This window comes from Corynebacterium falsenii, assembly GCF_020099275.1.
Lineage (GTDB): Bacteria > Actinomycetota > Actinomycetes > Mycobacteriales > Mycobacteriaceae > Corynebacterium > Corynebacterium falsenii.
The window spans coordinates 900,322-914,288 of record NZ_CP083646.1; the positions used below are offsets into that span (position 1 = coordinate 900,322).

14 protein-coding genes and 1 tRNA gene are annotated in these 13,967 nt (G+C 62.8%); 4 read left to right on the forward strand and 11 right to left on the reverse strand.

Features of this window, described 5'->3' with window-relative positions:
• Nucleotides 1-116 precede the first annotated feature (116 nt).
• Complete coding sequence (locus tag LA343_RS03985; protein ID WP_025402071.1) at nt 117-1,256, forward strand: LacI family DNA-binding transcriptional regulator; 1,140 nt, start codon at nt 117-119, stop codon at nt 1,254-1,256.
• A 31-nt stretch (nt 1,257-1,287) separates the two neighbouring features.
• Here the strand turns inward: LA343_RS03985 and otsB are convergent, their stop codons facing one another.
• From otsB to thrE, 5 genes are all read right to left on the reverse strand, one after another.
• Nucleotides 1,288-2,145 (reverse strand): trehalose-phosphatase, encoded by an 858-nt coding sequence (gene otsB / locus LA343_RS03990; protein ID WP_025402072.1) that lies wholly within the window; start codon nt 2,143-2,145, stop codon nt 1,288-1,290.
• A 9-nt stretch (nt 2,146-2,154) separates the two neighbouring features.
• Nucleotides 2,155-2,733 (reverse strand): META domain-containing protein, encoded by a 579-nt coding sequence (locus LA343_RS03995; protein ID WP_025402073.1) that lies wholly within the window; start codon nt 2,731-2,733, stop codon nt 2,155-2,157.
• 11 nt (nt 2,734-2,744) lie between these two features.
• Nucleotides 2,745-4,220 carry an alpha,alpha-trehalose-phosphate synthase (UDP-forming) gene (locus tag LA343_RS04000; protein ID WP_025402074.1) on the reverse strand — a complete coding sequence of 492 codons (1,476 nt, stop codon included), beginning with the start codon at nt 4,218-4,220 and terminating at the stop codon, nt 2,745-2,747.
• A 6-nt stretch (nt 4,221-4,226) separates the two neighbouring features.
• Nucleotides 4,227-4,604, reverse strand: a complete 378-nt coding sequence (locus LA343_RS04005; RefSeq protein ID WP_025402075.1) for a hypothetical protein — start codon at nt 4,602-4,604, stop codon at nt 4,227-4,229.
• A gap of 88 nt (nt 4,605-4,692) precedes the next feature.
• Nucleotides 4,693-6,309 (reverse strand): threonine/serine exporter ThrE, encoded by a 1,617-nt coding sequence (gene thrE, locus LA343_RS04010; RefSeq protein ID WP_025402076.1) that lies wholly within the window; start codon nt 6,307-6,309, stop codon nt 4,693-4,695.
• A gap of 193 nt (nt 6,310-6,502) precedes the next feature.
• On the opposite strand from thrE, the gene LA343_RS04015 reads away from it, so the two are divergent.
• Nucleotides 6,503-6,575 (forward strand) — tRNA-Thr (locus tag LA343_RS04015).
• A gap of 184 nt (nt 6,576-6,759) precedes the next feature.
• On the opposite strand, the gene LA343_RS04020 is transcribed toward LA343_RS04015, so the two are convergent.
• The gene (locus LA343_RS04020) at nt 6,760-6,978 is read right to left on the reverse strand and encodes a hypothetical protein (RefSeq protein ID WP_182840976.1); all 219 of its coding nucleotides are present in this window, start codon (nt 6,976-6,978) and stop codon (nt 6,760-6,762) included.
• 113 nt (nt 6,979-7,091) lie between these two features.
• Here LA343_RS04020 and LA343_RS04025 point away from each other — a divergent pair, with 113 nt between their 5' ends.
• The gene (locus LA343_RS04025) at nt 7,092-8,060 is read left to right on the forward strand and encodes a chymotrypsin family serine protease (protein ID WP_144084475.1); all 969 of its coding nucleotides are present in this window, start codon (nt 7,092-7,094) and stop codon (nt 8,058-8,060) included.
• Here the strand turns inward: LA343_RS04025 and LA343_RS04030 are convergent.
• The 5 genes from LA343_RS04030 to LA343_RS04050 form a co-directional block, all read right to left on the reverse strand.
• Nucleotides 8,057-9,847, reverse strand: a complete 1,791-nt coding sequence (locus LA343_RS04030) for an oleate hydratase (protein ID WP_025402079.1) — start codon at nt 9,845-9,847, stop codon at nt 8,057-8,059. The genes LA343_RS04025 and LA343_RS04030 overlap by 4 nt on opposite strands.
• Before the next feature lie 70 nt (nt 9,848-9,917).
• A complete protein-coding gene (locus LA343_RS04035; protein ID WP_025402080.1) occupies nt 9,918-10,793 on the reverse strand; it encodes a 3-hydroxyacyl-CoA dehydrogenase in 876 nt (291 codons plus the stop codon).
• A gap of 40 nt (nt 10,794-10,833) precedes the next feature.
• A complete protein-coding gene (locus tag LA343_RS04040; protein WP_025402081.1) occupies nt 10,834-11,556 on the reverse strand; it encodes a TetR/AcrR family transcriptional regulator in 723 nt (240 codons plus the stop codon).
• 176 nt (nt 11,557-11,732) lie between these two features.
• Nucleotides 11,733-12,242, reverse strand: coding sequence for a GNAT family N-acetyltransferase (locus tag LA343_RS04045; protein ID WP_025402082.1), 510 nt, complete (start codon nt 12,240-12,242; stop codon nt 11,733-11,735).
• 85 nt (nt 12,243-12,327) lie between these two features.
• Nucleotides 12,328-13,056, reverse strand: a complete 729-nt coding sequence (locus LA343_RS04050; protein ID WP_025402083.1) for a L,D-transpeptidase — start codon at nt 13,054-13,056, stop codon at nt 12,328-12,330.
• Nucleotides 13,057-13,253: 197 nt separating this feature from the next.
• On the opposite strand from LA343_RS04050, the gene LA343_RS04055 reads away from it, so the two are divergent.
• Entirely contained in the window at nt 13,254-13,961 is a 708-nt protein-coding gene (locus LA343_RS04055; RefSeq protein WP_025402084.1) for a response regulator transcription factor, read from the forward strand.
• Nucleotides 13,962-13,967 lie beyond the last annotated feature (6 nt).

Sequence of the window (13,967 nt, forward strand, 5' to 3'; positions counted from 1 at the left end):
GCAGATGGGGTGAGGATACGTGGCGAAGATTGAGGACGATGGCTGAGGGCGACGGGGCTAGCGAAACCGCCAGCCGTGCCACCTCAACAACGCAGCCATGGAATACACTTATTCCCATGAATTTCCCCCCGGCGCGCCGCGGCACACTAGCCTCCATCGCAGCAGAACTCGGGGTCTCCCGCACCACCGTCTCCAACGCCTACAACAGGCCCGATCAGCTCTCGCCCAAGCTCCGGGAGAAAATCCTGCAAACGGCCAACCGGCTGGGCTACCCGGGCCCCGACCCCACGGCCCGGTCCCTGCGCACCCGCCACGCGGGCGCCATCGGGGTGCTGCTCACCGAGGACATGACGTACGCGTTCGAGGACCAGGCGTCGTTGGAGTTCGTCTCCGGCATCTCCGTGGCCTGTAGCACCATGGACGCATCGATGCTGCTGATTCCTGCTGGCGTCGAATCAAACGACAAACCAGAACCAGCGGACACGGCAGCACGAGCGGCGCAACTGATCGGCCAGGCGGCAGTAGACGGGTTCATCGTGTACTCCGTGGCGGCCGATGACCCGTTCCTCGACGCGGTACAGCACCGCGGACTGCCGACCGTCATCTGCGACCAGCCCGCCGAGGTGCCCGGCGGCAACTTCGTGGGCATCGACGACCGGCACGCGATCCAACCCGCCGTGCGGACGCTCGTGGACGCCGGGCACCGCAACATCGGCATCCTCTGCATTCGCCTGGATCGGCACCCCAACAACGGGCCGGTGACGGCCGAGCGGCTCGCCAACGCGCAGATGCACGTCCAGCGCTCCCGCGTGCAGGGGGTGCTCGACGTGCTAAGCACCATCGATCCAACCGGCGAGCCGGCCAGCGCCGACACCGTGCCGATCGTGGAACGGCACATCAACAACGAAGCCACCGCGTACTCGGCGGCCGAGGAACTTCTCACGGCCCACCCCGAGCTCACCGCCGTGGTGTGCACGACGGACTCGCAGGCACTCGGGGTGCTCGCCTACGCGGAGGACGCCGGGCTGACGATTCCAGGGGACCTCAGCGTGACCGGGTTCGACGGGATTCCGCAGGCCGTGGACCAGGGCGTGACCACTGTGAGTCAGCCCAGCCGGGCGAAAGGTCTGGAAGCGGGGGAGATGCTGGCGCAGCTCATCAAGAGCCAGGACGCGAAGAAGCCGCAGGCGCCGCAGCGGGTGGAGTTGCCGACTGAGCTGATCGAGGGCACGTCGGTGGGGGCGCCGCGGATATAGCGGCTGTGGCTGCGGCTGGGGCTGCAGCTGCTTAGCGCTGACGGCGGGCCTTCGCGAGCGCCTGGAGGAAGTCGCGCACGTCCTCCGGAGCCTTGAGGCTCCGGTTCGCGCTCGTGGCACCGCCGCCCACGCGGATGCCCAGGTCGCGACTGTAATCCAGGGTGCTCAACACCGTTTCGTCCGTGGTGTCATCGCCGGCGAACACCACGGTGAGATCGTTGGGGTTCACCCGCTCCCGATAGCCCTGGATGAACTCACCCTTCGTGGTGGAAACGACCGCGATCTCGAGGATGTTCTTGCCCTCCGTGATGTGACTCGACGCATGGCCAGCCGCAAAAGACCGTAGTTCGGCGGCTGCGGCCGTGGCGGCGTCGGAGTCCTTGACCGTGCGAGTGTGTAGCCCCACGGCAACGGGCTTGTACTCCACCCATGCGCCGGGAAGGCCACTGGCGATGGATTCGGCACGCTCGCCGAGGTCGTGAAGCAGCTGTGACTGCTCATCAGTGAGCTCGAGCGCAGACGCTCCCGAACCTGCCGCGGCGGGGGAGGGCTCGGCGCCGTGGCTACCCACGAGCAGAACGGGGCCATCAGCGGGCAACTCAGTGGCGCGGGTGAGCTGGTCCATATTGCGCCCGGAAATCACCATGGCCGTGGTGTGCGGCGCTGCGGCGAGCTCGGTGAGGGCGTCGATGGCACCATCGATGGCGCGAACCCCGTAAGGATCGTCGGAAAAGTGGGCCAGTGTGCCGTCGAAATCCATGGCCACGAGCAGGTCAGGGGCGGCAGCCAGGGAAACGATGTCTTGATCAGTCAGCGGGCGCGGGGCGGCAGAACCGGCGGGAGCAGAGGAATCGAAGGAAGAAGGGGAAGCGGGGTCTGGCGCGCTCATGGGTTCGGATCACTTGTCCTTGCCGGAGTCGCCCGAGTCTGTGTTGGCGGGGCCGCTAATGAAAGCCACGCCGTAATCGTTCTGCCACTGCTGGTCGTCCTTGTGGATCTGCATGAGCTTCAGCGCGTTGTCCTGTGGGCGGGTGACCTTGAGATCCTGGTGGGCGAGCACATTACGCAGGCGAACGGCGGTTTCCTCATCACCGGGCTGGCACTGCTTGTGGGGAGTACTGTCGTCGCTGGAGTCGGTGTTGAATTCGTCAATCTTGAGGTTCTGGTAGTCACCAGTCCATGACAACTTGCCGAACAGGCGCACGCAGCCGCTCTCGCCGGTGAAGTGGTCCTCGCCGAAGACCAGGTAGGTCCGCGCCTGGCTTGGGGGTGGCAGCAGGCCACCCGCGGAAACCTCATCGTAGATGTGGCTGACCTGCCACTGGGTATCACCTAGCGGGGACTTGTCCGAGGAGCTGCAGGCGGTCATTGCGCCGACGCCAAGCGTTGCCACAGCCACAGCCGCGGCTGCGGTAGTAACCGTGCGAGAGCGGGTGCGCCCTGCCTTGTCTGCCGGGGAAGAAGAAACGTTAGCCATCCGGTCGGATCTCACCTTTCGGGGTCGATTGATCGAAGCTGTTCCAAGAACGTCGCCGCCCAACGATCAACGTCGTTGTCGCGGGTGTGTTCCCACATCTGCTCCATCCGCTCCTTACGCTTGGCCGGGTCATCCTCCACAGCCCGCATCACAGCGGCGGCGATGGATTCCACATCGTGCGGGTTACACAAGTATGCCTGCACCAACTGCGTGGCCGCACCGGCGAACTCGGAGAGCACCAAGGCCCCCGACCCATCGGAGTGGCACGCCACGTATTCCTTGGCCACCAGGTTCATGCCGTCCTTCAGCGGCGTGACCAGCATGATGTCCGCGGCGGCATACAGGCCCACGATCTGCTCAAACGGCAGGCCGGAGTGCCGATACTGCACCACGGATCGGCCCAGGCTGCCGTGGTTGCCGTTGATACGAGAGACCGTCTGCTCCACCATCTCGCGGGTGCGCTGGTAGTCATCCAGCCGCTCACGCGATGGTGTGGCGACCTGCACCATCACCACGTCCTCGGCGTTGAGCTTCCCGCTATCCAGCAGATACTCCAAGGCCTCGAGGCGCTGCAGGATGCCCTTCGTGTAGTCCAGCCGGTCCACACCGGCAATGAGCAACTTGGGGTGGCCCAGCTGGGCCCGCAGGTCCGTGGCCACGGCCATAACCTCCGGGTCGTTAGCCTTGGCATTGACCTGGGCGGAGTCGATGGAAATGGGGAACGCACCGACCTTCACCGACCGGCCGTCCTCCAACTCCACGGTGCCCACGATGTGGCCCTCCTCCGGCAGGCGTGCCCCGCGCAGGTAGGTGGCGCTGTCGCTGGAATCCTGGATGGTCACCTCATAGCCCAACGCGCGGAGCGTGAGCATGAAGTTGCGGGCGGAATCCTGCGTGTGGAAGCCGATCACGTCTGCGCCGAGGGTGCCCTCCAGCACGCTGGTGCGCCACGGCATCTGCCGGAACAGCTCCGGCGAGGGGAAGGGGATGTGCAGGAAGAATCCGATGCAGACATCGTCGCGCATGGCGCGCAGTTGGCCCGGCACGAGGTGCAGTTGGTAATCCTGCACCCACACGGTCGCGCCCTCGGCGGCTTCCGCGCTAGCGGCCTCGGCGAAGCGCTTGTTCACATCCTGGTAGCGGTCCCACCAGTCGCGATTAAACGTGGGCGGCACGATGAGGTCGTGGTACAGCGGCCACAGCGTGGCGTTGGAGAAGCCCTCGTAGAACTTCTCGAAGTCTTCCGCGCTGAGGTTGACCGGCAGTAGCGTCAGCCCCGTCTCCTCGGCGGAGGGCAGTTCGTCGGCCGTGACCTCGTCGGTGGATCCGGGCCAGCCGACCCAGGCGCCATCGTTGGCCTGGAGAACCGGGCGGAGCGCGGTCACAAGCCCGCCGGGGGAGGGAGTCCAGGTTGATTCGCCCGTGTCGGGATCGGTGCTGCGGTCAACGGGCAGGCGGTTGGCAACGACAACGAAGTCGGAGCTCATGGTTATCTACTCGGCCTTCTTGGTGGTTTTCTTCGTGGTCTTTTTCGCCGTGCTCTTGGTGGCAGCCTTCTTCGTGGTCTTCTTGGCCGTGCTCTTGGTGGCTGCCTTCTTGGTGGTCTTCTTCGCAGCCTTCTTCGACGCCCGCTTGGTGGTCTTGCGGGTGGACTTCGTGGCCTCCTGCTCAGCTTCTTCTAGCTCAGCGACCACGCGCCGGTGGATCAGCCCCTCCGGCTCCACACCGAGCATGCACATGAGCGTTGCCGCATCCAGGAAGTCCTCCGAATACGTCGCCACAATGCGCTGCGCGGCTGCGGCGGTTTCGGCCTCGACGGCATGCAGGGATTCATTGTTGGCGGAACGGTTGTCAGTGACCTTGGGAGGCACGTGCCAGACCCCTTTTCTATAAATCGTGTGAAAAGAACTCGTGTAAAACTCTGCGTCAAACGCTGTGGAACTGCGACGCCCCTAACCTTTAATACTTTACGTCATCCGGCCCATCGGTGTCTGCCTCGGTGCCTTCCTGCTGGGCTTTCTCCCGGGCTTCATCTTCGGTATCGCGCATTTGCCGGTCCAGCAGCCATTGGCTCTGCGAGCCCTTCTTTTGGCGCCGCAGCCAGTGCAACGGCTGACGGACCCGCCCGTGCTGATCGAGGTGCGGTTCCTGCTCCGTGGGGCGCTTGCCCGCCTTGGGGCGCCGTAGCTGGTTGTAGCGGTGAAGAATACGTGGGCGTCGAATACGACGAGCGACCCATTCGCCCAACACCACGCCAGCAGCGAGGCAGGTGGCGGTGGTCAGAGCGACACCGAGATTGGACATACCAACCACGAACTGGTCATTGAGCAGCGAACTCATGCCGCGGTACAGCGCCAGGCCGGGCAGGAACGGAGTAATGCCCGCGGCCGCCGTGATTTGGGGTGGGATCATATAGCGGCGAGACAGCAGACCGCCGGCGAGTCCGATCATGATCGACGCCGCCCCGTCCGCAACCACGTAGGAGCCTCCCAGAACGTCTTGGATGAAGAAAAACGCCACGGAGGCGATGAAAGCAGTGAGCCCCGCAATGGCCATCGCCCGGCGTTCACAAAAGCACGCCCCGCAGAAGAACACGGTCGCAGCCGCGCCGGAGATGATCTGAATGGGCACCGTGCCGAGATCGCCGGAGGTGTGGGAGGTGTCAATGGGCGGCAGGGTGATGCCGATGACCGACATGGTTTGGATACCGGCGGCGATACCGGTGATGATGCCGCCGGTCTGCACGAGTGTCTCGTAGAAACGCGCGGCCGAAGTGACTGGCGCGCCGGTGATGCCATCCTGGAGGGCCTGGACCAGCGTCAATCCCGCCAGCAGGGCAACGATGGACGAACCGATGATGAGGCTGGGTGGCATGTATAAATCAAGGGCATCGGCTGCGGCGAAGGTGATTGCCGCGGGGATGACCGCGGCGAAGCCGCCGAGGATGTTCTGGAAGAACAATGGAAGGGATTTCGACGCCAGCCAGGCGTTCGCAAACACGGTGAAGATCGTGGTGATGCCCGCGACGATCGCCACGGCCCATCCACCGCCGAGCAACAGGGCAACGGCTGCAGCGAACCCGCCCCACGACAACAGGGCGTACCGGTTGCGGTAGGGCAGGGGAGAGGTCTCGATATCGAAGAGAATCTTCTGCGCGAGATCCAGGGGTGTGGCGCCGGCGACGATGGAACGCACCAGCCGGTCCACCTCCGTGATGTGGGAGAAGTCTGTAGCGAGCTGGTGCACCACGCGGAACACGTTGGTGGGCGGCTGGTCGTTGGCGAAGCGGGCGTAGACGTTGATGGTATTCAACGTGATGTCCACGTGCGTGTACCGCAGACCGTAGGCGCTCATGATGCCGCGGATCTGCGCCTTGGCATCGGAGTTACCCGTGCCCGCGGCGAGCAGTAGGTCGCCGATGCGTGCAGCGAGGTCCATGACGGCATGGACCTGCACGGGATCGGAGAGGTTGACCGGCGCCAGCGGGGAGGGCGGCGGTGCCATGCGGATAGCGTCAATGGTGGCCCGATTGCCCGAAAAGAGCATGTCGGAGCCCTTTTTGATGATATCCCTCATGAATGTAGCCACCCCCATACCGTACCGCCACGGTGGCGGGGATTTCTAGGCAGGTGGGGCGTAGCAACGCGCTGGGTGGGGCATGGTGGCCGTGGTTTCTGTGTGGTGGCTCGGGGGTGCTACTCTGGTCTGCGCTAAAGCGAAAGCTGTCGGAACTTTTTTCTGTAAGATTCCTTGAGCATTCTTTGGCATTGCTGGAGTGGCGCAATCGGTAGCGCAACGGTCTTGTAAACCGTAGGTTGCGAGTTCAAGTCTCGTCTCCAGCTCACTGAGCACCGCGCGTTGAAGGTGTAAAAATATACGAAGATACGGGGACAGTCGTGGATTCGGGATGGCCCATTCCGTAGCGGATCGAGCTTGGGGTACCCGCGACGATGGAGCGGTACAGGCCAGCCGGCAGAATGCCCTTCGCTTGCCCCGCGCACCTGTGGTGCCCCGTGGTATGTGTATCTATCGTGAATCCGCCTCAGTCGCATCCGCCAAGACCACCATATTCATCACAGCCATCACGACAATTTCAGCCGCAGCAATCACAGCAACCACCGCAACCGCAGCGTCCGCAGCACATGCATTCGCGCCCGCCACAACCACCGCAGCCAGCACAGCCACCACAACCGCCACAGCCACCGAGGATCGCACCACCACCACCGCCGCTGGGCTCGCGCCCACCGCACCCACCGCACCCACCGCACCCACCGCACCCACCGCGCAGACCGACGCCGAGGAGCCCGAAGCAGAGCGCGAGCCTGCTGACAGTGTTAGCGATCATAGGGGCCATAGCCGTGGGATCCGTTGTGGCGTCGAACCTGTTGGGCTCGCACGAAGACGTCATGGCCAACAAATCCAGAAACTCCACATTGTCCGGAAAACCAACCGACGTCCCGGAGCCATCAACCACTCCGGGGCCGGACTCATCCATTGGGGGAACGTCAATTGCCCGCCCGTCACCATCGACGAGCGCACCGGGCTCTGGGGGACCATTGCCGAATGATCCGGGGGGATCGGCCAAGATTGGGGAGAACGACGCCGAGAAAATTGAACGGCGCAAGATCTATCAAAACAGCCGAGACTTCCGCTTCCTCGAATACGGCGGCACCATCGAGCCGGGGGCAATGTACATCGTCAAACACCGCGACGGCTCGGCAGGCAAGTGCTCCTTCGGCTGGATGGTGGGCCAGAAAGGCCGAGTGTTCAACCTCACCGCTGGTCATTGCGGGCAGGTCGGGGACAAAGTGTACGTCCAGAAGGACGGGGCTGATCCCGTCAATGTCGGCGAAATCGTCTGGCAAGAATTCAACGGCAGCGGCCAGGGGAACGGTCGGGGTAGTAGGTCGGACATCGGCGTGGGCCCTGACTATGCGCTCATCGAGTTCTACTCCAATTACGTCAAGTACGTCCAAGCGACACCCAGCGTGGCACTCGCCGGGATGCCGCTGAAGCTCGGAGGATCGAAGGACGCAGACTGGCTGAAACAGAACCGCCCCTACATGTGCCTGTTCGGCTGGCGTACCGGGCTGGCCTGCGGCGAGTTCGTGCAGTTGACCAGCCAGTACACCATCCGCTTCGAGGGTCAGTTGGATTCCGGCGACAGTGGCGGTGCCGTATGGGCTTTCGACCCGTCCGACCCCACAGCCAGCACGATCTACGCTGTGGCCATCACGAGCTTCGAGCAAGACAACGATGCCACCCTCGCGGGTGGCAAAGTCATCGGCCCCGTCATGACGGGCAAGGGCCTTTCGATGCGCAACTAGCGCCCGCGCCCCGGAAGGTGCGGTTTGCGGTCGCCGAAGACCTTGAACTGCTCGATGAGCTCGCTGATCTCGCTATCGGCGATGCGGCGCTCGATGGCCCTTTGCACGAAGCCGGGGCCCACGTTCACGCCCTCGCCGTCGCTCAACCGCGCCGCCGCAGCGAGCAGGGAGCGGATGTCGTAGGTCGAGCCGAACACTTCCGGTACGCCACGATCCACGTTGAGCAGCGTGTACACGGCTTCCATGGCGGTGCGCACGGAGTATTCCGTGGTGAAGATCGTGTCGCGTGAGCTCTCCGCGAACTGGCCGATGAAGCCGAAGTTCACGGCTCCCTCCGGCACCACGTCGGGTCGGTCGCCGGCCTTGCGCGGCAGGAAGAACGAGGTCACGTAGGGCATCATCACCGGTACGCACTTGGCGCTGTTGGCCGCTAGCTCGGGGATGGCCTCCTCGGGAACGCCCAGGTGATACAGCCATTCCTGGGTGATTTCCTCGCCGGTGGATTCCTCGATGGTCTTGCCCGTGTAGTTGCCCTTCCGGTCGGTGTAGAGCGCGTAGACCCATACGACCAGCTGGTCCTTCGGTTGGTTCTTGAAGTGCGGTTGCCGGTTGACGGTCCACGACAGCAGCCAGTTCGAGTCGCGTGCGGTCACGATGCCGCCGGTGACCACTCGTCCGCTGAACGGATCGCGCTTGGCGATGCGCTGAATGTACGGCGGGATCTTGTCGTCTAGCGTGGTGACCGTGGCGGACTCCCACTTGCTTTCGGGGATGTTGCTACCGAACACGTCTGGGTGGCCGAAGCTGGGGTGTTGCTTCGCAATCCGACGCCACAAGTCCCACGCAGGTGCAGGCCCATCGAGGAGCGGGGCGGGGGTGTGCTGGTCGCCTTCACCGGAGTTTTCCGTCAAGGAACCGATGGTGACCAGCGCAATGTCGTCGTCGCTGAGGTCCACGCCACCTTCCGCGCCGTCCTTGATCCAGTCGATGCGGGTGGCGCGCTTCTGATCGCCGTCGAAGTCGAACTGTACGTTGGTGACTTCGGTGCCGTATTGGAACTGCACGCCCTGATCCTTGAGCCAGGTGACGAGCGGCAGAACGAGGGACTCGTACTGGTTGTACTTGGTGAACTTCAGCGCCGAGAAGTCCGGCAGTCCGCCGATGTGGTGGATGAAGCGGTGGAGGTACAGCTTGAACTCCAGGGCGGAGTGCCAGGTTTCGAAGGCGAACATGGTGCGCCAGTACAGCCAGAAGTTCGATTCGAAGAAGTCGTCTGAGAACACATCGGTGATGCGCTTGCCTTCCATCTCCTCACGAGTGGCCAGGAAGACCTTGGTCAATTCTTTCTGGGCTTTCTTGGAGAGGGTGAACTTGCCGTCCGTGTGGGCATCCTCGCCGCGGTTGATGGTGGCGCGCTGCAGTGAGAAGTTGGGGTCGCGCTTGTTGAGCCAGTAGAACTCATCGAGCACGGAGGCACCTTCCTCCTCGAGGGAGGGCACGGAGCGGAAGAGATCCCACAGGGTTTCGAAGTGGTTTTCCATCTCGCGGCCGCCGCGGATCACGAACCCCTTTTCGGGTTCCTTGATTCCGTCGAGTGCACCGCCGGGGAGTTCAAGTTCCTCCAGAACGGTGATGTTCTTGGCGGGGACTTGGGCGTCGCGAACAAGAAAGCCTGCGGCGGACAAACCGGCCAGGCCGGAGCCGACGATCCATACGTGCTTGCGATCGGCGCCTTGGGGCTTGAGGGGGCGTGCGAAGGCTTCGTAGTTTCCGTTGCTGTAGTACATGATTGGTCCTTATCGAGCCTGTCTAGAGGTTCCTAACGAGAGGTTCCGGTGAGAGGTTTCGGGGTGGTGATTAGTTCTGGGGGTAGGTGTAGAAACCTTCTCCGCTGGCGCGGCCGAGCTTGCCCTGGTCGATGTAGTTGTCCTTGAGCCACTGCGCAAGGCGACGCTCCAGGTCAGTGCCGTTGGCCATGATGTTGTACGGGGTGTGCAAGCCAACGATGTCGAAGATCCGGAAGGGGCCAAGGGGCGCACCGGTGGCGATACTCCAGACCTTGTCCACGTCGTGCGGCTCCGCGTACCCATCGGCCGCGAGCTCGAGGGCGGCGGTGAGGAAGGGCACGAGCAGCGAGTTCAGGACGTAGCCGGCCTTCTCCTTGTGCATGGGGATCGGAACGGCGCCGATCTTCGTGGCGAAGTCCACGATGGTGTCGAACACCTCGGGGTCGGTCTGCGCGGTGCCCATGATCTCGGCGGTGTTGTGGAGCCACACCTCGTTGGCGAAGTGCAGGGCGAGGAAGCGGTCGGGGCGGCCGGTGGCATCGGCGATATCGGAGGGCAACAGAGTGGACGAGTTGGTGGCGAAGATGGTGCTGCTCGGCGCCACGTCGTTGAGGTTGCCGAACACCTTCCGCTTGAGATCGAGGATCTCGGGGATGGCCTCGATGACGAGGTCGGCGTCCTTGGCGGCGTCGGCGAGGTCAGAGCTGTAGCGCAGGCCAGCTAGGGCCTGGTCGGCTGCCGCCTTGCCGTCGACTCCCTCGGGAGTGGGAGCCTGGGTGGCGTAGACCTCGGCGAGAGCGCCGAAGCGCTTCCGTGCGTCTGCGAGGATGTCGTCGTTGATGTCGTAGACGGTAACGGCGAATCCGTGAAAGGCTGCCTGGAAGGCAATCTGCGATCCGAGGACTCCAGAGCCGAGGACGGTGACGTTGTGAATGGTTTGGGTCATTGTTCTCACCCTTCTGATGGGGTCTTATGAGGTGTTGGTGTTATGACGTGCTCGTCGAACCGGGGAGGTAGGCCGCGGTGGTCTCGAGTCCTCGGACGATGATGTCTATTTGGCGGATGACGGTTGCCTCATCCGCGTCTGCGAAGCGAACGTTCTCATCGATGGTGTGCTCGGGCATAGCTACGGAGAACTGAACCGCCGCCCACACCGCGCGAGCTGCCGATCGGACAGTGTCGGCGAGGGGCTGTGGGGCGTCATCCACGGAGGCCGCTGTGCTGCCGAGGCCGCGCAGGAGGATCCGTGCGATGCTGCGCTCGAGCTGGCTCACAAGCTCGATGCCCTGCAGGCGGTAGCGATCATTGCTGTCGCTGAACAGCAGCTCGCGGTGATACCGCAAGAGGTTGGCACGATCGCTTCCGTGGCAGAGCTCGAGGAGGGGGCGAAGCAGGGCATGCAGGGCGTCCACCGTTGTGGCCGGTGGCTGATCGCCGTCCAGTTGCTGTTCGCCGGCCGTGATGGCATCGGCAAACACCGAGTTGTAGGCCAGGAGGAACAGCTCATTTTTCGTCGCGGCGTAGTTGAAGACAGTGCCAATGGAGACGTCTGCGGAGTCCGCGATCTGTTGCGTGGTCACTGCGTCTGCATCGTGTCCCACGAAGAGGCTGACGGCCGCGTCGTACACCGCTTGGCGGGTGAGTTCGCGTTTCCGCTCGCGCCGACCCAGTGAGCTAACGGGTGAGCTGCTGTGCTTGATGGCCCTCATGTGAGCACTCCTTTCTGAGTACGCTCAATTATGAGTGTACTCAAGTTTTAGTATTTAGCCAGTCGAGAGAGGTGGTTTTGTGCTGTGCGCACGAAAAAATCCTCCGCCCGGCCTGTGGCTGGGCGGAGGATGATGCGCGGGGAAGCGCTCGAGGATGCCGAAGGCGTTCGAGGACGCTAGAAGGTGTACAGCATCACGGCAAAGGTGTCCGTGTGGTCGGCGGATTCGCCGTGGTGTTCAAAGCCGATCTTCTCGTAGAGGTGGAGAGCACGCTTGTTTCCGTGCGCCACACACAGGCTCACACCGGGGCGACCGTCTTCGCGGGCTTGCTCCAGCGTTGTCGTCATGAGCTTGCGGCCGAGACCCTTGCCGGTGTTTCCGGGTGCGATGGCCAGGGCGATCTCGGGGTACTCCTCGGAAATGAACCCGGTGCCAGGGCGATCCTTCGTGAAGGTTCGAAGCCATGCAGCACCGATGGGGTTGCCGTTATCCTCGACGATGACACCTCCCTGATCTTCCGACCACTCCTGCACGTAGAGCTGGTCGTCTTCGTCGAAGAATTCCGAGAGAGTCTTGTTCGGGTCACCCCAGGTTTCGGCTTCCCGGTGCATAGCGTGAATGAAATCCCGGTCAGAATCCTGGGCGCGACGGAACGTGAGCGATGAATCAGCAGAGTTTTCAGACATAAGCTCTAAGGCTAGCGAAGATGTGCAGCCCGTGCCGGAGCTGGGGCCTGAGCCTAAACTCAGAGCTCAGACTCAGAACCTAGACCTAGTAGATGTAGACCTCGTCGCCGACCTGAAGCTGATCGAAGAATGCAGCGGCATCCTTCTGCGACAGGTGGATGCAGCCGGCGGACTCCACGTTCACGTCACCCTGGTGGAAGGCGTGGCCCTGGTTGGTGAAGTACACGGAGTACGGCATCGGAGCGTCATTGAACTCGTGGGACACCTCGTCCTTGACCTTGCGGGTCACGTAGAACTTGCCCTTCGGGGTCTCCTCACCCTGGCGACCGGAGGAGATCTTCACCGGTCCGTAGGTGGTCTGACCGTTGGTCTGCAGCCATGCGTCGCGACCCTCGAGGTTCACGCATGCGTGAGCCGATGCCGGGCAGGGAGTGGTGCGCTCGGTCGGTGCAGGGTTCTTGGCTGCGGCGGCAGCGGCAGCGCGAGCCTGCTCGCGGGCGGCCAGTGCGCCGGGAGCCAGGAAGTTCACGGCGTTATCAACGTTTTGGTTGATGGGCTCGCGGATCTCGCCGGGAAGCGGAGCGGTTTGCGCGTGGATGTTGTCACGCGCGCCCAGCACGGCGTCATTGGCAGCCTTGTTGATGTCCTGCTGAGTCGGGGCTTGCGGAGCAGTCGGCGCGCCAGGAATCTGGGGAAGCTGAGGCATGGAGGACTGTGCGGAGGCAACTCCCGTGCCGAGAGAGGCAACCATCACGGTTGCGGCACCGATGCCCATGAGGCGGCGGCGCAGGTTCTTAGGTTGGTCAGACTTCATGAATAAGGACTTTACGCCTACCTACCCCTGTCAATGCAAGGGAACGCACAGAAAATTCTCGCATTGACCCATCAACGCAATCGAGCGTCTACCGGCGCAAACGAGGTTGGCGCGTACAAGAAATTCATCCTCGCTTCACAGGAAACGTACAGTGGATAGAGAGAGATAGATCATTACTGAGTACCACAATAAGGAGCATGACCATGCCGAATGCCCAGCCAACCAAGGTGCTCGTCGTTGACGATGAGGCGAACATCTCCGACCTGTTAAAAGTCAGCCTAAAGTTTCAGGGATTCGACGTTGAGACCGCAGACAACGGACAGGACGCGCTCGCCCTGGCGGATTCCTACCAGCCCGATGCGTTTATTCTCGACGTCATGATGCCGTCCATGGATGGCTTTACCCTTCTGAGCAAGCTCCGCGCTGCCGGACACGATGCGCCCGTGCTCTTCCTTACCGCCAAAGATGGTGTGGAAGACCGCATCCACGGACTCACCATCGGTGCCGATGATTACGTGACCAAGCCCTTCAGCCTTGAAGAGGTCATTACCCGGCTGCGCGTCATCCTGCGCCGGGTCGCCCCCGATGAGGACAAGGAATCGAGCCTCATCACGTACGAGGACATCACCTTGGATGACGATATGCACGAAGTCACCAAGGGTGGGGAAGTAGTCGACCTTTCCCCCACAGAGTTCAAGCTGCTGCGTTACCTCATGGTCAACGCGGAGGTTGTGCTCAGCAAGTCCAAGATCCTCGACCACGTGTGGAACTACGATTTCGGTGGCGATGGAAACGTCGTGGAATCCTATGTGTCTTACCTGCGTCGCAAGATCGATACCCAAGAACCACGTCTGATCCACACCGTCCGTGGTGTCGGCTACGTCCTCCGGAAGCCTCGTGCCTAAAGCAAA